At 66.5% G+C, this 16826-nt stretch carries 17 protein-coding genes; 13 read left to right on the top strand and 4 right to left on the bottom strand.

Going from position 1 to position 16826, the window contains the following annotated elements; genetic code table 11:
* The first annotated feature begins 10 nt into the window (after positions 1–10).
* The gene (locus SPHI_RS03510) at positions 11–631 is read left to right on the top strand and encodes a hypothetical protein (protein ID WP_233130632.1); all 621 of its coding nucleotides are present in this window, start codon (positions 11–13) and stop codon (positions 629–631) included.
* 12 nt (positions 632–643) lie between these two features.
* On the opposite strand, the gene SPHI_RS03505 is transcribed toward SPHI_RS03510, so the two are convergent.
* Entirely contained in the window at positions 644–1993 is a 1350-nt protein-coding gene (locus SPHI_RS03505) for a dicarboxylate/amino acid:cation symporter (RefSeq protein ID WP_076743492.1), read from the bottom strand.
* A gap of 276 nt (positions 1994–2269) precedes the next feature.
* On the opposite strand from SPHI_RS03505, the gene SPHI_RS03500 reads away from it, so the two are divergent.
* The gene (locus SPHI_RS03500; RefSeq protein WP_076743491.1) at positions 2270–3523 is read left to right on the top strand and encodes a M24 family metallopeptidase; all 1254 of its coding nucleotides are present in this window, start codon (positions 2270–2272) and stop codon (positions 3521–3523) included.
* A 30-nt stretch (positions 3524–3553) separates the two neighbouring features.
* Here SPHI_RS03500 and SPHI_RS03495 read toward each other — a convergent pair whose 3' ends face one another.
* On the bottom strand, positions 3554–3877 hold the full coding sequence (locus SPHI_RS03495) for a YnfA family protein (protein WP_076743599.1): 324 nt from the start codon (positions 3875–3877) through the stop codon (positions 3554–3556).
* Positions 3878–3977: 100 nt separating this feature from the next.
* Here SPHI_RS03495 and SPHI_RS03490 point away from each other — a divergent pair, with 100 nt between their 5' ends.
* Both SPHI_RS03490 and alaS read left to right on the top strand, forming a co-directional pair.
* Positions 3978–4352: a DUF4440 domain-containing protein gene (locus SPHI_RS03490; protein WP_076743490.1), complete on the top strand. Its 375-nt coding sequence runs from the start codon at positions 3978–3980 to the stop codon at positions 4350–4352.
* A gap of 463 nt (positions 4353–4815) precedes the next feature.
* Complete coding sequence (alaS, locus tag SPHI_RS03485; protein WP_076743489.1) at positions 4816–7479, top strand: alanine--tRNA ligase; 2664 nt, start codon at positions 4816–4818, stop codon at positions 7477–7479.
* A 73-nt stretch (positions 7480–7552) separates the two neighbouring features.
* On the opposite strand, the gene SPHI_RS03480 is transcribed toward alaS, so the two are convergent.
* Positions 7553–8098 carry a hypothetical protein gene (locus SPHI_RS03480; RefSeq protein ID WP_076743488.1) on the bottom strand — a complete coding sequence of 182 codons (546 nt, stop codon included), beginning with the start codon at positions 8096–8098 and terminating at the stop codon, positions 7553–7555.
* Positions 8099–8259: 161 nt separating this feature from the next.
* Between SPHI_RS03480 and SPHI_RS03475 the strand changes: the two genes are divergently transcribed.
* A complete protein-coding gene (locus SPHI_RS03475; protein ID WP_076743487.1) occupies positions 8260–8964 on the top strand; it encodes a glutathione S-transferase family protein in 705 nt (234 codons plus the stop codon).
* Between the two features lie 90 nt (positions 8965–9054).
* Here the strand turns inward: SPHI_RS03475 and SPHI_RS03470 are convergent, their stop codons facing one another.
* A complete protein-coding gene (locus SPHI_RS03470) occupies positions 9055–9543 on the bottom strand; it encodes a DNA-deoxyinosine glycosylase (RefSeq protein WP_076743486.1) in 489 nt (162 codons plus the stop codon).
* Positions 9544–9702: 159 nt separating this feature from the next.
* Between SPHI_RS03470 and SPHI_RS03465 the strand changes: the two genes are divergently transcribed.
* The 8 genes from SPHI_RS03465 (at position 9703) to SPHI_RS15400 (ending at position 16738) form a co-directional block, all read left to right on the top strand.
* Entirely contained in the window at positions 9703–10680 is a 978-nt protein-coding gene (locus SPHI_RS03465; protein WP_076743485.1) for a cysteine synthase A, read from the top strand.
* Positions 10681–10760: 80 nt separating this feature from the next.
* Positions 10761–11045 carry a hypothetical protein gene (locus tag SPHI_RS03460; RefSeq protein WP_076743484.1) on the top strand — a complete coding sequence of 95 codons (285 nt, stop codon included), beginning with the start codon at positions 10761–10763 and terminating at the stop codon, positions 11043–11045.
* A 311-nt stretch (positions 11046–11356) separates the two neighbouring features.
* Complete coding sequence (locus SPHI_RS03455) at positions 11357–11860, top strand: division/cell wall cluster transcriptional repressor MraZ (protein WP_076743598.1); 504 nt, start codon at positions 11357–11359, stop codon at positions 11858–11860.
* Positions 11857–12834 carry a 16S rRNA (cytosine(1402)-N(4))-methyltransferase RsmH gene (gene rsmH / locus SPHI_RS03450; RefSeq protein ID WP_198927806.1) on the top strand — a complete coding sequence of 326 codons (978 nt, stop codon included), beginning with the start codon at positions 11857–11859 and terminating at the stop codon, positions 12832–12834. The genes SPHI_RS03455 and rsmH overlap by 4 nt, the downstream gene beginning before the upstream one ends.
* Positions 12831–13481, top strand: coding sequence for a hypothetical protein (locus SPHI_RS03445; protein ID WP_076743483.1), 651 nt, complete (start codon positions 12831–12833; stop codon positions 13479–13481). The genes rsmH and SPHI_RS03445 overlap by 4 nt, the downstream gene beginning before the upstream one ends.
* Positions 13478–15202, top strand: coding sequence for a peptidoglycan D,D-transpeptidase FtsI family protein (locus SPHI_RS03440; protein ID WP_083719693.1), 1725 nt, complete (start codon positions 13478–13480; stop codon positions 15200–15202). The genes SPHI_RS03445 and SPHI_RS03440 overlap by 4 nt, the downstream gene beginning before the upstream one ends.
* Positions 15199–16620: a UDP-N-acetylmuramoyl-L-alanyl-D-glutamate--2,6-diaminopimelate ligase gene (locus SPHI_RS03435; RefSeq protein ID WP_076743481.1), complete on the top strand. Its 1422-nt coding sequence runs from the start codon at positions 15199–15201 to the stop codon at positions 16618–16620. Before SPHI_RS03440 ends, SPHI_RS03435 begins: the two co-directional genes overlap by 4 nt.
* Positions 16610–16738, top strand: coding sequence for a hypothetical protein (locus SPHI_RS15400; RefSeq protein WP_269844738.1), 129 nt, complete (start codon positions 16610–16612; stop codon positions 16736–16738). Before SPHI_RS03435 ends, SPHI_RS15400 begins: the two co-directional genes overlap by 11 nt.
* The last annotated feature ends 88 nt before the right edge of the window (positions 16739–16826 follow it).

Raw genomic sequence — 16826 nt, 5'->3', positions numbered from 1 at the left:
TGTTGCGTTGGTGGCCGTATCGCTGCTTGCGCCCGCCGCAGCGGCCCAGACGCCCGCTTCGCTCGCAGGCGATTATGTTCACAGCCAGGTGGAGCTCGTCGCCGGCATCCGCCTGAACGCGGATGGTACCTTCCAATATGGGCTGACCGTCGGCTCGCTCGACGAGCGCGCGCAGGGCCGCTGGAAACGGTCGGGCGACGCCATCGAGCTGACGAGCGATCCCCGGCCGGTGGCGCCGACGGTCACCGCAGGTGCGATCGAGGAGACTCCAGGCAAAGCCTTCGCTGTGCGCCTCGTTGCGCCGAACGGCAGCGACGTACCGGGGGTCGACGTTACCATCGCCTTCGACACTGGCGAGCTGCTCACCGATTATACTCGCGGCGAAGCATGGCACCTCCCGCCGGAGGAGCGCCGGACACCGCGCTCCATCACCTTCGCAAAACCGTCCTACCGCCTGCAATCCGAGCCGCTGCCACTCGATGCAAAGCCGGGCCGCACCGCGACGTTCCTGCTCATCCCCAACGACTTCGGGGTCGCCGACCTGACCGGCACGCGGTTGGAGGTCGAGGGCACCACCCTGACGCTTCATCGCGAGGGCGGCACCATGCGTTTCAAGCGGATCGAAGATTAGGCACCGCCAAGATCACCCCCGCCGATCGCCCTCGATCGATGGCGCGTCGGCAAAGCTGTCAGTGGCATGCGCAGGCCCATGGCCAGCCGGCGCGGCCGGCCCGTCGATCGTGTCCGGTTCCAGTGGGTCGAGCTTGCCCTCCCACTTCGCAATCACCGCGCTCGCCACCGCATTGCCGACCACGTTGGTCGCGCTTCGCCCCATGTCGAGGAAATGATCGATCCCCAGGATCAGCAGCAACCCGGCCTCCGGAATGTCGAAAAACCCAAGCGTCGCCGCGATCACCACCAGGCTCGCGCGCGGCACGCCGGCGATCCCCTTGCTGGTGATCATCAGCACCAGCAGCATGGTGATCTGCTGACCCAGCGATAGGTCGATGCCATAGGCCTGCGCGATGAACATCGTCGCGAAGGTCATGTAGATCATCGATCCGTCGAGGTTGAAGCTATACCCCAGCGGCAGCACGAAGCTGGCGATCCGCGGCGGCACGCCGAACTTGTCGAGCGCCTCCAAGGTGCGGGGATAGGCCGCCTCCGACGATGCGGTTGAGAAGGCCAGCAGCAAAGGCTCGCGAACATAGCGCGCCAGAAGCGTCGTGCGCCGGCCAACGATTGCGTAGCAGACCGCGAACAGCAGCAGCCACAGGATGATCATGCCTAGGTAGAAAGTGCCCATGAAATAGGCGAGATTGCCGATGATCGACGGCCCGCGCTCCGCCAGCGTCCCTGTCACCGCGGCGAACACCGCGAAGGGCGCAAAGCGCATCACATAATTGGTGACGACCAGCATCACTTGCACCAGCGCCTCGATCCCGCGCACCAGCGGCGCGGCCTTCTCGCCCACGGCGGTGATCGCGACGCCGATGAAGATCGAGAAGATCACGATCTGCAGAATTTCGTTCTTCGCCATCGCGTCAATGCCTGACGCGGGAAAGACGTGGGTAAAGAAGTCCTTGAGGTTGAAGGCGGCCTTCTCGACGCCGCTCGCCTCCGTGACCGGCGGAAGCGGGAAGTCGAGCCCCAGGCCGGGCTGGAACAGGTTCACCAGGATCAACCCCAGCGTCAGGCTGACCAGACTCGCGCCAATGAACCAGCCGATGGCGCGCCCGCCGATCCGGCCAAGCGCGCTGGTATCGCCCATGTGCGCGATGCCGGCGACCAGTGTCGCGAACACCAAAGGGGCGATGATCATCTTGATCAGCCGCAGGAAGATGGCCGTGACGATCGAGAAATAACCCGCAATCTCGGACAGCCGCGCCGCCGATGCGGGCGTGCCATCGTCAATCATCGCGTTGAGCGACAGCCCGAGCACGAGGCCAGCGACCAGCCCGATCATGATGTACAAAGTGAGGCGCTTGGCCATGGATGCTCCCGGAACGTCTTGCCGCCCTATCGTTCGCCCTGAGCTTGTCGAAGGGCTGCGCTTCTCCGGGAGAAAGGCAGGGCTTCGACAGGCTCAGCCCGAACGGAAGAGGGGTTTGCCGGTAGGAACGGGATTGCTGGCGCAAGGTCAAGCCCATGCGCGCCTGGTCATGCCGGGCTTGTCCCGGCATCCAGGCTTCCGCATACCTTGCGGCGAATGAGTTCGCGGCAAGCTGGAAGCCGGAACAGGCCCGGCACGACGAAGGACCTAGGGACGATGTTAACCCCCAACCGCCGCACGCTCCTCACCGCCGCTGCGGCGATCCCGCTGCTCTCCGCAACCAGCATCCTGCGCGCCGCTGAGCCCGACCTCGCCGGACTGGGCGACATCACCCGCGGCGCAGCGCCCATCACCCCCGCTGAGCGCACCGCCCGCATCGCCCGCGCGCAAGCCCTGATGAAGGCCAGCAACATCGGCGCCATCCTCGTCGAACCCGGATCAAGCCAAACCTATTTCACCGGCGTTCGCTGGAGCCGTAGCGAACGGCTCACTGCCGCGCTGATCCCGGTGGAGGGCGAAGCGCTGATCGTCACGCCCTTCTTCGAGGAGCCTTCGGTCCGCGAAACGCTTGGCATTCCCGCCGAGGTGCGCGTGTGGCAGGAGGATGAAGATCCGCTGGCGCTGATCGCTGGCTATCTGAAGGAGCGCAACCTCGCCGCCCGCCCGATCGGCATCGAGGAAACCGTTCGCTTCTTCGCGGTGGACGGTCTCAGGCGCCTGCTCCCCGACGCGCGCCTGGTTTCCGCCAACCCGATCGTGCGGGGTTGCCGGATGATCAAGACGCCGGCTGAGATCGCGCTGATGCAGGCCGCCACCAACGTCACGATCGCCGCTTATCGCTGGCTTCACCCGCGCGTGGAAAAAGGGATGACCGGTCCGGAGATCGGCGCATTGATGAGTGCCGCGACCCGCAAGCTCGGCGGCGAGCCCGAATTCTCCATGGCGCTGGTCGGCGAAGCATCGGCCTATCCGCACGGCAGCCACGAAGTGCACCGTGTCGGCGAGGGGCAGGTGGTGTTGATGGACTGCGGCTGCACTGTCCAGGGCTATCAATCGGACGTGTCGCGCACTTGGGTCCACGGCGCCGCGACCGCCGAGCAGCGCCGCGTCTGGGATCATGCCGCGCAGGGACAGCGCATCGCGCTCGCCGCGGCGCGGATCGGCGCGCCAGCGGGATCGATCGATGATGCGGTGCGCGCGCAATACGAACGCTGGGGCTATGGCCCGCGCTACAGATTGCCGGGCCTGTCGCACCGCACCGGCCACGGTATCGGCATGGACGGGCACGAGCCGATCAACCTCGTCCACGGCGAAGCGACCCCGCTGGCGGCGGGCATGTGCTTCTCCAACGAACCCGGCATCTATCTGCCCGGCAAGTTCGGCGTGCGGCTGGAAGATTGTTTCCACATGACCGACGCCGGTCCGAAATGGTTCAGCGAACCTCCCGAACGCCTCGATCGCCCCGTGTAACGCCTCCCCGCACGGGGGAGGAACGTTTTCCTAGCCTACCCGCGGGCCCCATAGGATGATCGCCGCACCGATCAGGCAGACGATCGCGCCCACCATGTCCGACCGGTCCGGCCGCACGCCTTCCGCCAGCCACAGCCACAGCACGGCGGACGCGATATAGACGCCGCCATAAGCGGCATAGGTCCGCCCCGCATGCTCGGCATCGACCAAAGTCAGCAGGTAAGCGAAAAGGCACAGCGAAGCCACGCCAGGCACCACCCACCACGGCGATCGCCCGAGCCGCAGCCAGGCCCAAAAACTGAAGCAACCCGCGATCTCCGCCAGGGCCGCGCCGATATAGGCGATCACGCTCATGGCACCGTCTTCGCAGACCCGCCGGTCGTTCGCCAGCATGACGCGCCGGAACGATCGCCCCGCCGCTGCGCTCTTCGCTCACGCACGAGGAGACAAGAACATGGACGATGATCGCATCTGGCGCTTCGAGGAAAGCCTGTGGACCGGCGATGCCGATCATTATCGCGAGTTGATCGACGAAGAATGCGTGATGGTGGTGCCCGAAAAGCCGTTCGTCTTCAAGGCGCAGGCCGCGATCGAGGCGGTCGCGGACACGCCGCGCTGGTCCAGCGTCTCGTTCAGCGAACAAGAGGTGATGCGCCCGCAGGAAGGCCTGATCACCATTGCCTACAGGGCAGAGGCGAAGCGGGACGGGGGCGACGGCTATGTCGCTTATTGCACCACCACGATGCGCCGCCTCGAACACGAAGTCTGGCGCGTGGTCCAGCACCAGCAGACCCTCCCGCCCGTGGCCAGCGGTTCGACAGAAGGCTGAGCCGAGCCGACGCTATACCCTACCGCCGTCATGCTGAACTTGTTTCAGCACCCACCGTACCGCCAGCGCCGGCGCTCATACGGAAGGGCGGACCCTGGAAACAAGTTCAGGGTTACGGCGGGAGCGTGCCGCGCCAATATATCCTCCCCGAAACGGGGAGGGGGACCGCCGCCGAAGGCGGTGGTGGAGGGGCGTCTCCCCTAAACGTAACGCCTGACGGATAGACGCGCCATCCCAAGCCCGGGCGTCCTCCCGTGCCGGATCAACCGAACTCTGTCCTACAGCACCGCTTCATGGGAAAGAATGAGGCATGCTCATCCACCCCGACCGACCGCCACCCCGCCAATGTTGAGACGCCACACGAAACCGCGCGATCGTCTCAACATTCTCAACATTCGCGCCGCAGCCACGCCAGCAACACAAACGCTAGTCACCGCGCGCGCGGCCGATTAAGTCGCGAGCCATGACCTCGACGAACGACATCCGCCGCAGCTTCCTCGATTATTTCGGCTCGGCCGGGCACAGCATCGTGCCCTCGGCGCCTTTGGTGCCGCAGAACGACCCGACGCTGATGTTCGTCAACGCCGGCATGGTGCCGTTCAAGAACGTGTTCACCGGGCTCGAATCGCGGCCCTATTCCACCGCGGTCAGCGCCCAGAAGTGCGTGCGGGCCGGCGGCAAGCACAATGATCTCGACAATGTCGGCTACACCGCCCGGCACCACACCTTCTTCGAAATGCTCGGCAACTTCTCGTTTGGCGATTATTTCAAGGAACAGGCGATCACCCATGCCTGGACGCTCCTGACGCGGGAATGGGGCCTTCCCGCCGATCGCCTGACGGCCACCGTCTATCACACCGACGATCAGGCGTTCGATCTGTGGAAGAAGATCGCCGGCCTTCCCGACCACCGCATCATCCGCATCGCCACCAAGGACAATTTCTGGGCGATGGGGTCGGACGGCCCGTGCGGTCCGTGCAGCGAGATCTTCTACGATCACGGCGATCACATCCCCGGTGGCCCTCCCGGCTCGCCGGACGAGGACGGTGATCGCTTCGTCGAGATCTGGAATCTGGTCTTCATGCAGTTCGTGCAGGAAGCGGACACGATCGTCGGCGATCTGCCGCGTCCGTCGATCGACACCGGCATGGGGATCGAGCGTGTCGCCGCGGTGATGCAGGGCGTCACCGACAATTATGATACCGACACGTTCAAGGCGCTGATCGCCGCCTCGGGTGCGCTGACGCATACGCCGACGACCGGCGACAATCAGGCCTCGCACCGCGTGATCGCCGATCACCTGCGCACTTCGGGTTTCCTGGTCGCGGACGGCGTGCTGCCGGCGAACGACGGTCGCGGCTATGTCCTGCGCCGCATCATGCGCCGCGCGATGCGCCACGCGCACATCCTGGGAGCGAAGGAGCCGTTGATGCACCGGCTGGTGCCGGCGCTGGTTGCCGAAATGGGCGCCGCCTATCCCGAGCTGGTCCGCGCGCAGCCGCTGATCGAGGCCACGCTTCAGCAGGAGGAAACCCGCTTCCGCCAGACGCTGGACAAGGGGCTGAAGCTGCTCGACGAAGCGACCGCAGGCATGAAGCCCGGCGAGGTGCTGCCCGGCGAAACCGCGTTCAAACTCTATGACACCTTCGGCTTCCCCTATGATCTGACGGAGGATGCGCTGCGCACCCAGTCGTTCGGTGTCGATCGCGCCGGTTTCGACGCCGCGATGGCCGAGCAGAAGCGCGCTGCCCGGGCCGCTTGGAAGGGCTCGGGCGCCAAGGCGTCGGACGAACTCTGGTTCGACCTCGTCGAGGAAGTCGGCGCAACCGAATTCACCGGCTATGCCAGCGATGTCGGCGAAGGCGTGGTGCTCGCGCTGGTCAAGGACGGGGCACGTGTGCAATCGGCTGCGGCCGGCGATCAGGTCGACGTGATCGTCAACCAGACGCCTTTCTATGGCGAAAGCGGTGGTCAGGTCGGCGATGCCGGCACGATCGCCAACGAGGCTGGGGTGGCGGGCACTGTCTCCGACACGTCGAAGCAGCTGGGTAAATTGTGGGTCCACCACACCAGGCTGAGCGCCGGCGAACTCAAGGTCGGGGACAGCGTCAAGCTGTCGATCGACGTCGCTCGGCGTGCCGCAATCCGCGCCAACCACTCCGCGACTCACTTGCTGCATGAGGCCCTGCGCCAGCGGATCGGCACGCATGTCGCGCAAAAGGGCTCGCTCGTCGCACCCGATCGCCTGCGCTTCGACGTCAGCCATTCGACTGCGATGACTCCGGCCGAACTCGCCGATGCCGAGGCCGCGGTGAACGCCAAGATTCGTCAGAACGGCCCCGTGACCACGCTGCTGATGACCCCCGACGACGCGATCGCCATGGGCGCCATGGCGCTGTTCGGCGAAAAGTATGGGGACGAAGTCCGTGTCGTCTCGATGGGCAGCGATGATGACGGCAAGACCTATTCGGTTGAGCTTTGCGGCGGCACCCACGTCAAGGCGCTAGGCGACATCGGCCTGTTCAAGGTGGTGGGCGAGGGTGCAGTGTCATCCGGCGTCCGTCGTGTGGAAGCGCTGACCGGTGAGGCGGCGCGCGCCTATCTCTCCAACCGCGACGAGAAACTGCGCGAAGCTGCCGCCACGCTGAAGGCCACCCCCGACGAAGTGCCCGCGCGCGTCGCGGCGCTGATGGAGGATCGCCGGCGCCTCGAACGCGAACTGGCCGAGGCAAAGAAGGCGTTGGCGCTCGGCGGCGGCGGCGGTGCCCCGCCGGCCGGGCCGGAGACGGTCGGCGGCGTGCCCTTCATAGGGCAGGTGCTCGAGGGCTTCGAGGCCAAAAGGCTGCGCGGCGCCGTTGATGAAGCCAAGCAGCGCATCGGCTCAGGCGTCGTCGCGCTGGTCGCGATTAACGAGGGCCGCGCAACGGTAGCGGTCGGCGTGACCGCGGATCTGGTCGCCACCCGGAATGCCGTGGATCTGGTGAAGCGCGCCGTCGCCGCAGTGGGCGGGCAAGGCGGCGGCGGCCGTCCCGACATGGCGCAGGGTGGCGGGCCGGAAGGCGACAAGGCCGCGGAGGCACTCGCGGCGGTGAAGACCGCGCTGGAAACCGCCGAAGCGGCGGCCTGAACATACGCGTCACCCCGGACTGGGCCGGGGGACGACAGCAAGGCCGCGGGAGCGAACCCCCGCGGCCCTTGCATCACTTGCCGGCCATCGCCGCTTCGAGCTGCGCGGCGGTCATGCCGATCGTGACGCCCTGCGGGCCAGGGCCGAACGAACCCTTGGGCAAGCGCGCATCGCCCTTGGCGGTGGTCAGCGTCACGAACTCGCCTTCGACTGCCTTGATCGTGCCGAGCGAGGTGCCACCGGAGCCATAAACCGTGGCGCCGGCGGTCAGCTTCGACTGGAATTCGGCTGCGGCCTGCGCTGCGCCCTGGCTGGCAGCGGCCTCAAGTTCGGCCTTGGTCATGGCAATCGCCACGCCCTTGGGGCTGGTGCCGAACGAGGTCAGCGGCACGGCGGCCTTGACGCTGCCGGTATCAATAACCGCATTGGTGCCGTCGCTCGAGGCGATCGTGCCGACAGTGCCGCCCTGCGCGTCGTAAACGGTCGCGCCAACGGTCGGTGCCGTTGCCGCCGTCGTTGCGGCCGGGGCTGTGGCCGCGCCCGCGGGCGCCGGAGTCGTCTGGGCGCTCAGTGCGGCCGGTGCGGCCGCGACGAGTAGGGCAAATGCATAACGGTACATGATTACTCCTCATGATTGTGTCGCGTAAGCAACGAGGCCGTAGCGTCGGGGTTCCGCGCAAGCACCGCGCGATGGCCGGAGCCTGCATGGGGACGGGCCGAGCATGGTTGGCGTCCTGCCGGGGCGATCCTACCTGTGACGCTCAAGTCGAGGAGCCCGACGTGACCGACCTCAGTACCTTCCCGATCACCCGCCGCTGGCCGGCGCAGCACCCCGATCGTCTGCAATATTACGGGTTGCCAACGCCCAATGGCGTGAAGGTGTCGATCATGCTGGAAGAAACGGGGCTCCCTTACGAGGGGCACCTGGTCGACTTCGCCAAGGGCGATCAGAAATCGCCCGAGTTCCTGTCGCTCAATCCCAATGGTAAGATCCCGGCGATCCTCGATCCGAACGGACCGGGCGGCGCGCCGTTCGCATTATTCGAAAGCGGCGCGATCCTCCTCTACCTCGCCGAGAAGACCGGGCGATTCCTGCCCGCCGACCCCGCCGGCCGCTGGCACGCGGTGCAGTGGCTGATGTTCCAGATGGGCGGCCTTGGGCCAATGTTCGGCCAGCTCGGCTTCTTCAACAAGTTCGCTGGCAGGGAGTGGGAAGACAAGCGCCCGCTTCAGCGCTACGCGGATGAGGCGAAGCGGCTGCTCGGCGTCATGGATACCGCGCTGGAGGGCAAGACATGGTTCTTGGGCAACGACTATACGATCGCCGACATCTCGATGCTTGGCTGGGTCCGCAACCTCATCACTTTCTATGAAGCGCGCGAGCTGGTCGGCTTTGACGATTTTCGCAATGTCGCCGTCTGGCTTGACCGCGGCCTCGCCCGCCCGGCGGTGCAGCGCGGCTTAGAGATCCCGAAGCGGCCCTAAAACCACTCCTCCGCGAACCATGGAGGGAGCGGCCGCCGAAGGTGGTGATAGAGGAGTGCTTGAATCGCACCATTGCAAGCGCTCCTCGGACTAGCGAAGAAACCCGCGGATCGCATCCCAGGCCGGCTGCTTGGCTGCGATCCCCACCGTATGCAGCGGGCTCGACGACGGCAGCGCAATCACCGCCAGCCCGCGGCCGGCGATCATCGGTCGCCCGATCGCCAGCGCTTTTCCCCCGTTGAATGCGACCGCCCTCAATTCAGGCAGAAGATCGAGTAGCGCGGGGAGGTCGTTCGCCGCCGCATCGCGGATTGTCGCATCGCTGCTGCCGGTGCGCCGTGCCGTCGCGACTACGTCCCAAAGCGCGACGCGAGACGCCTGCAATGCGGCAAGCCGTTCCTCATATTGCAGCGCCTTGAGGTCGCGCCCGACAACTGGTGACAGCAACGCCCAGAATTGGTTCTGCGGATGCGCATAATAGCGCCGCTCGGCGAGGCTGCGCTCACCCGGCAGGCTGCCGAGGATCAGCACGCGCGCGTTCGGCGCTGCGATCGGCGAAAAGGAGGCTTTTATCGTCAAGCCGCCGGCGTCATGTCGGTGCGGGCGAAATCATCACCCTTGCGCTGCGCACCCATCGCTCTACCTCCGTGACTGCGCGTTCTACCATCAGCCGCGCTTTGCACCAACAAAGCAAGGCTTCCGGTTGCCGCATCAGCTCCGGCGCGCCATCTAGCGGTTATGCACACTGCCACTGACACGCTTTCGCTCATCGGCCACACTCCGCTTGTCCGCCTCAAGGGCCCGAGCGAGGCAACCGGCTGCGACATCTTCGGGAAATGTGAATTCGCCAATCCGGGCGCCAGCGTGAAGGATCGCGCCGCCTTGTTCATCGTCGAGGATGCGGAGGCACGCGGCATGCTTCAGCCCGGCGGGACGATAGTCGAAGGCACCGCCGGCAATACCGGCATTGGCCTGGCCCTGGTTGCCAATGCCAAGGGCTATCGCACCATCATCGTGATGCCGGACACCCAATCCAAGGAAAAGATGGATACGCTGCGTGCGCTCGGTGCCGAACTGGTGACCGTTCCTGCCGCCCCTTATTCCAGCCCCTGCCATTTCGTGCATCAGTCGCGCCGCATCGCGGAGGAAACACCCGGCGCGATCTGGGCCAACCAGTTCGACAACATCGCCAATCGCCGCGCCCATATCGTCGGCACTGCGGAAGAGATCTGGACGCAGATGGACGGCAGGATCGATGGATTCACCTGCGCGGCTGGCACCGGCGGCACGATCGCGGGGGTGGGACTGGGCCTCAAGGAAAAGGACGAGGCGATCACCATCGCGCTCAGCGATCCGCATGGCGCGGCGCTGTACGAATATTATGCCAATGGCGAGCTGAAGAGCGAAGGCTCCTCCGTCGCCGAAGGCATTGGCCAGGGGCGCATTACTGGCAATCTCGAAGGCGCACCGATCGACACCCAGTTCCGGGTTTCGGATGCCGAGGGACTCGAATGGGTCGATCGGTTGTTGGCGGAGGAGGGACTGTGCCTCGGTTTGTCGTCGGGCATCAACGTTGCCGGTGCGGTGCGGCTGGCGCGGCATCTCGGGCCGGGCAAGCGTGTGGCGACGATCCTGTGCGATACCGGCTTTCGCTATCTCTCCACGCTCTACAATCCGGCGTGGCGCCAATCAAAGGGCCTGGCCGCTCGCTCTTGACCCCCGAAATTCGACAAGCCCGCGACATGCCGTTAGGGTCGCGCGATAAAATGAAGCCTGTCGCATCCATTAGCCAAGCCATGCAGCGTGTTCGCGTCGGCATGGTCGGCCTTGCCGCCGTGGTCCTGCTGATCGGTCTTGCCAGTGCGCTGTTCAGCGCCGCAAGCCGGGAGCAGCCGGTGGCCGCTGCCGGCGCGCCGCGTGCCGAAAAGACGACCAATTCGACCGCCGCGAATAGCGTGGCTCCCGTCAGTGAGGATAACGAACCACTCGCCAAGCTGGGCGTGGCGCCGAGTGCGACCGAGACTGCGCCGCCGTCACTCGCGCCGCCGCCGCAGCCCCCGCAAACAGGGGGTGCTCAGTGACACCGGATTCGTCGGGGAATTTCGGGGAAACCGCCCGGAGCTGCAGGGATTCGGCGACTTGCGCGTGGCGGGTGCGCGGAACCAAGCCGGAACGCTCGAGGTGCGTGTCGCGCGGGAGCCACAGTTTCCCGCCGGGCTAGGTTACTTTCCCCGACTTTCCCCGATTTTCCCTTCCCATCCCCGAAGCTCGCTGATACTTGTTAAGCGACAGAGGGGCAGGACCACTGTTGCTTGCGTTTGAGCGACAACCGGGAGGCGGCGAGGGCTGCTTTTCGGGGTGAGAACTCCTGCGCGCCTTGTGCGAGGTGGGCGTGTCGGAACGGGTGGATTATCTTGGGAAGGGGGTCGGTCTTGTCGATGACAAGGGCCGGGTCGCGATTCCCAACACCCTTCGGGCAGCCCTGGCCCAGAACGCGCCGCGTCCGGACGGCAAGGACGGCGGCACTGTGCTGGTCGGCGTCCATCCCGACTTTCCCTGCCTGATCGCGCACGACCGGGGCTATATCGAACACGCCAAGAACCAGCTGATCCAGCGCCAGGCCGAATCCGGCATTCGCACCGGCTCGGCGGAATTCTACGCCCCGCGCATGCGCGGGGCCTCGGTTGAGCCGGTGCCGTTCGACGGCAGCGGCCGCTTCATCCTGCCTGCGGCCGAGCGCGAACTGGCCGAGATCACCGACATCGCCTTCTTCCTGGGCGATTACGAAAGCTTCATGATCTGGGATCCGCGCACGCTGATCGCACACGACGGCGTTGACGAGATGGCCAAGCGCCACGCCCGAATCATGTGCCGCGACAAGGGAATCGAGCTGTGACGGGCGCGCCGCATATTCCGGTGCTGCTCGACGAAGTGCTCGCCGCGCTCGCCCCCGGGCGCGGCGAGACGATGGTTGACGCGACGTTCGGCGCGGGCGGCTACACGCGGGCGCTGCTCGCCACCGGCGCGCATGTCTTCGCCTTCGATCGCGACCCTGACGCGATCGCCAACGGCCGCACGCTGGAAGAGGCCGAGACCGGCCTGACGCTGGTGCCCGCCGAATTCTCGCGCCTCGACCGTGAACTCGCCGCGCGCGATGCGGTGCCGGTCCACGGCGTCACGATGGATATCGGCGTCTCCTCGATGCACCTCGACCAGGCGGCGCGCGGCTTCTCGTTCCAGCAGGACGGTCCGCTCGACATGCGCATGAGCCAGGAAGGCGAAAGCGCGGCCGATTTCCTCAACGCGGCCGACGAGGAAGACATCGCCAACGTTCTGTGGCGCTACGGCGAGGAGCCCAAGTCCCGCCGCGTCGCGCGGGCCATCGTTGCCGCGCGTCCGCTCAGCACCACGGGCGAGCTTGCCCATGTCGTGCGCAAGGCGCTCGGCCATCGGCCGCACGACAAGAAGGATCCGGCGACTCGCGCTTTCCAGGCGATTCGGATCCACATCAATCGCGAGCTCGACGAACTGGCCGAGGGCCTCGCTGCGGCCGAGCGTGTGCTCGCGCCCGGCGGGCGGCTCGCCGTGGTCAGCTTCCACTCGCTCGAGGATCGCATGATCAAGCGTTTCCTGCGCGAACGTTCGGGCGGCACGCCGGCGGGATCGCGGCATCGCCCGGCGTTGGAGGTGACGCGCGAACCGACGTTTGAGATCGTCGGCAAGGCGGTTCGGGCGAGTGCGGCGGAGGTGGCGCGCAATCCGCGCGCGCGCTCCGCGACATTACGGACGGCGCGGCGGACAGCGGCGCCGGCTTGGGGGAATCATGGGGCTTATGCGGCGGGCGGGCTGCGCGTGGAGGTAAGTGAATGACGGCGGCGTATCGATTGAAGGGTCTGGGGTGGTTCGGCGGCGTGGTGATCGTGTCGCTGAGCTTCTATCTCGTCAGCCTGCAGGTGGCGGCCGAACGCAAGCGCCTGGCGCAGATCGACGCCAAGATCGCCATGGCCGAGCGTGAGATCCGCTCGCTCGAAACCGAATTCGACGTTCGCGCGAACCTGGCTCAGCTCGAACGCTGGAACGGCAATACGCTGGCGTTGGTCGCCCCCACGGCGTCGCAGTTCGTTCGTGACGAAGGGCAGCTGGCGGCGATCAGCTTCCGTCCCGGCGCCGCCATGCCCGGCGACGAGGGCGCTGTGCAGACTGCGCAGCTGATCGTGCCGCAGGCGGTCGAAATCGCCCCCGCGGTTGTCACTGACGTCCCCGTGGCCTCGCCAGCCACGCTGGTCCAGGTCGCTGCCAAGCCCGCTACCCCGCGTCCCGCCACGGTGAAGATCGCCGCAACAGTTACCGAGCCGGTGCGCCCCGTTGCGATCAAGGCAATCGCCACCGCCAGCACGTCCACCGCCACACTGCGCAAGGCGCATGCGGTGGCGATGCTCGACAAATCGCTCCTGAGCGACTCGACGTTAGGCGATCTGATGAGCGGCGCACGTTCGGAACGGAGCCGCCTGCGTTGACCACCATGGTCGCCCGGGCGACGCGCCCCGCGCGCATCAGCGAACAGCGCCAGGCGCTGCTCGCCACCCAGCATCAGCGCCTGATGGTGCTGATGCTGCTGTTTGCGGCGGGCGTCCTGCTGGTCATCATTCGTCTCGCCATGCTCGCCTTCGATGGGGGACCGAGCCGCGTTGCGGCCATTTCCACCGCGCCGCGCGGCGACATTGTCGATCGCAACGGACAGCAGCTCGCCCGCACGATCGATGCTTGGACGATCGGCGTCCACCCGCGCCGCCTGCTCGGCGACAAGAGCGAGATCGCTAAGCGTCTTGCCGATCTGATGCCGGATCTCGGCGATCAGCATCATTTCTACGCGTTGATCAGCAAGGACGTGAACTTCACCTATCTCAACCGCCGCGCCTCGCCCGCGCTGGTGCAGGCGGTGAATGCGATCGGCGAGCCGGGGATTGTCTTCGACCGCGAGACCCAGCGGCTGTATCCGCAGTCGACGCTCGCCGCACACGTGCTCGGCTATATCGGCACCACGCGGAAGGATCCGACCGTCCACGGCCGCCTCGGCATGGAGCGCGCACTCGACGAACGCCTGCTCAATCCAGCACTGTCCGGGACCCCCGTCACGCTGTCGATTGACAGTCGCGTCCAGGCGGCAATGGAAAGCGAGCTCGGCCAGGCGATGGCGAGCATGCAGGCGCGGGCCGCGGCTGGTATCGTGCTCGATGTCGATACCGGCGAGGTGATCTCGATGGTCTCGCTGCCGCTCTTCAACCCCAATCGCGTCGGCATGGCTGGCACCGAGCAGCTGCGCAACACGGTGACTCAGAGCGTTTATGAGCTTGGCTCCGCCTTCAAGCCGATCGCCATGGCCACCGCGATCGACACGGGCGTTGTCACCGACATGTCGCGCCGCTTCGATGCGACCGGCGCGCTCCAGGTCGGCCGCTTCCGGATCCGGGATGACCATGCGCAGAACCGCTGGCTCAACATCCCCGAAACGCTGATCCATTCCTCGAACATCGCTACTGCCCGCATCGCCGACGAGATCGGCGCCGAGCGGATGCAAACCATGTTCCGCAAGCTCGGATTCGATACCAAGCCCGATATCGAGCTGATCGAAAAAGGCCGGCCCTTGTGGCCGCATTACTGGGCGCGCACCACGGTGATGACCACCGCCTACGGCCACGGCATCGCGGTGACGCCGTTGCACCTCGCCAACGCCTATGCGACGCTGGTCAACGGCGGGATCTGGCGCCCGACCACGCTGCTCAAGGTGGCGCCCGGTAAGGCGCCGCAAGGCCGCCGCGTAATCAGCGAGACGACCAGCGCGCGGATGCGCCAGCTCCTTCGCCTGATTGTCACCGACGGCACCGGCCGTAAAGCCGAGGCACCCGGCTACCGCGTGGGCGGCAAGACCGGCACGGCCGAGGCTGCGGAGGCCGGCGGCTATGCCCGCAACCGTAACGTCTCGACGTTCGCCGCCGCCTTCCCGATGGATGCGCCGCGCTATGTTGTGCTGACCATGATGGACAGCCCGAAGCGGGTGCAGGCGAACCTGTTTCAGACCACCGCCGCCTACACCGCGGCGCCGGTTGTCAGCCGCGTCATCAGCCGCACCGGCGCGATGCTGGGCGTCATCCCCGACGCGCAGCGCGATCTCGACATCCGCGAACTGCAAGGCCTGCTCTGGCATGCCCCCGGCGACAAGAAGGTGGAAGCGGAATGAAGCTCGGCACGCTGACCGGCGGCGACGAGGCTGCAAGCGTCACCGGCTTCGCGATCGACCACCGCAAGGTCGCGCCCGGCACGATCTTCGGCGCTTTCGAAGGCGCGCGCGTGAATGGGGAGGACTTCATTCCCGCCGCCATCGCCGCCGGCGCGATCGCCGTCGTTGCGCGCCGTTCGGCCACCGTTGAAGGCGCTGTCCATATCGCGGACGACAATCCGCGCGCCTGCTTCGCCGATCTCGCCGCCCGCTTCTTCGCGCCGTTCCCCGAAACCGCTGTTGCGGTGACCGGCACCAATGGCAAGACATCTACGGTCGAGCTGACCCGCCAGCTCTGGCGCATGGCCGGCCACCACGCCGCTTCGATCGGCACGCTGGGCGTCACCACTGCCGGCGAACAGGTCAGCACCGGTCTTACGACGCCCGACGTCGTCACCTTTCTGTCCAACGTCGCCGGCCTCGCCCGTGAGGGCGTCACGCACCTCGCCTTCGAGGCATCGAGCCACGGCCTCACGCAGTATCGCACCGAAGGGCTGCGCGTATCCGCCGCCGCCTTCACCAACCTGTCGCGCGATCACCTCGACTATCACGGCGACATGGCGAATTATTTCACTGCCAAGCTGCGCCTGTTCTCCGAAGTGCTCAGCCCGGATGGCACGGCAGTGGTCTGGGCTGACGATCCCAATTCCGAACGCGTCGTCGATCTTGCTCGCCAACGCCGCAACCGGCTGTTCACCGTCGGCGAACATGGCGACGACCTTCGCCTCGTGTCGCGTGATCCCACGCTGATGGGGCAGGGGCTGGTGATCGCCGCCGACGGCGTCGAACATCGCGTCAACCTGCCGCTGATCGGCGCTTATCAGGCCGCCAATGCGCTGATCGCCGCCGGTCTGGTGATCGCCACCGGCGGCGACGTGGCCAGCACGCTCGCCAATCTCGCCCGCCTCCAGCCGGTCCGCGGCCGCCTCGAACGCGCGGTGATCGCCCCGAGTGGCGCGCCGGTCTATGTCGATTACGCCCACACCCCCGACGCGCTGGAGGCCGCCATCGCCGCGCTTCGGCCGCACGTCTCGGGCCGGCTGATCCTCGTCTTCGGCGCCGGCGGCGACCGCGACCAGGGCAAGCGCGAACCGATGGGCAAGGTCGCCGCGGCTCATGCCGATGTCGCGATCGTCACCGACGACAATCCGCGCAGCGAGCAGCCCGCCGCGATCCGCGCCGACATCCTGCAAGGTGCGCCCAGCGCGATCGAGCACGGCGACCGCCGCGGCGCGATCCGCCTCGCGATCCAGCAGACACAGGCCGACGATATCGTCCTGATCGCCGGCAAGGGACATGAACAGGGCCAGATCGTCCGCGATCTCGTCCTGCCCTTCGATGACGTGAGTGTAGCCAGGGAGGTTGCAGGTGAAGCGTAAGTTCGTGATGCCATCCAAGCCCCAGATCAGCGAGGGTGACAAGCAGCCCCGCGAACGCCGCAAGCTTGGCCTGCGCTACGAACTGGTGACCGGCGACACGGTGAGCGGCCTGCGTTGAACGCGACGGCGGCAACCACGCAAGACTTTCGTCACCCCGGCCTCGAGCCGGGGTTCCGCTTCTTCCCAACCATCGGAAAGGCAGCGGG

It is taken from the genome of Sphingomonas jeddahensis, assembly GCF_001981525.1.
Classification (GTDB): domain Bacteria; phylum Pseudomonadota; class Alphaproteobacteria; order Sphingomonadales; family Sphingomonadaceae; genus Sphingomonas; species Sphingomonas jeddahensis.
The sequence above is the reverse complement of the archived record's forward strand: the minus strand, read 5'-3'. Positions and strand labels throughout refer to the sequence as shown.

Bases quoted from the DNA above. Each gene is read 5' to 3' on its own strand.
- SPHI_RS03435 (WP_076743481.1), top strand. From the start codon at position 15,199: ATGAAGCTCGGCACGCTGACCGGCGGCGACGAGGCTGCAAGCGTCACC.
- SPHI_RS03465 (WP_076743485.1), top strand. From the start codon at position 9,703: ATGCACACTGCCACTGACACGCTTTCGCTCATCGGCCACACTCCGCTT.
- SPHI_RS03460 (WP_076743484.1), top strand. From the start codon at position 10,761: ATGCAGCGTGTTCGCGTCGGCATGGTCGGCCTTGCCGCCGTGGTCCTG.
- SPHI_RS03445 (WP_076743483.1), top strand. From the start codon at position 12,831: ATGACGGCGGCGTATCGATTGAAGGGTCTGGGGTGGTTCGGCGGCGTG.
- alaS (WP_076743489.1), top strand. From the start codon at position 4,816: ATGACCTCGACGAACGACATCCGCCGCAGCTTCCTCGATTATTTCGGC.
- SPHI_RS03490 (WP_076743490.1), top strand. From the start codon at position 3,978: ATGGACGATGATCGCATCTGGCGCTTCGAGGAAAGCCTGTGGACCGGC.
- SPHI_RS03480 (WP_076743488.1), bottom strand. From the start codon at position 8,098: ATGTACCGTTATGCATTTGCCCTACTCGTCGCGGCCGCACCGGCCGCA.
- SPHI_RS03500 (WP_076743491.1), top strand. From the start codon at position 2,270: ATGTTAACCCCCAACCGCCGCACGCTCCTCACCGCCGCTGCGGCGATC.
- SPHI_RS03505 (WP_076743492.1), bottom strand. From the start codon at position 1,993: ATGGCCAAGCGCCTCACTTTGTACATCATGATCGGGCTGGTCGCTGGC.
- SPHI_RS03495 (WP_076743599.1), bottom strand. From the start codon at position 3,877: ATGAGCGTGATCGCCTATATCGGCGCGGCCCTGGCGGAGATCGCGGGT.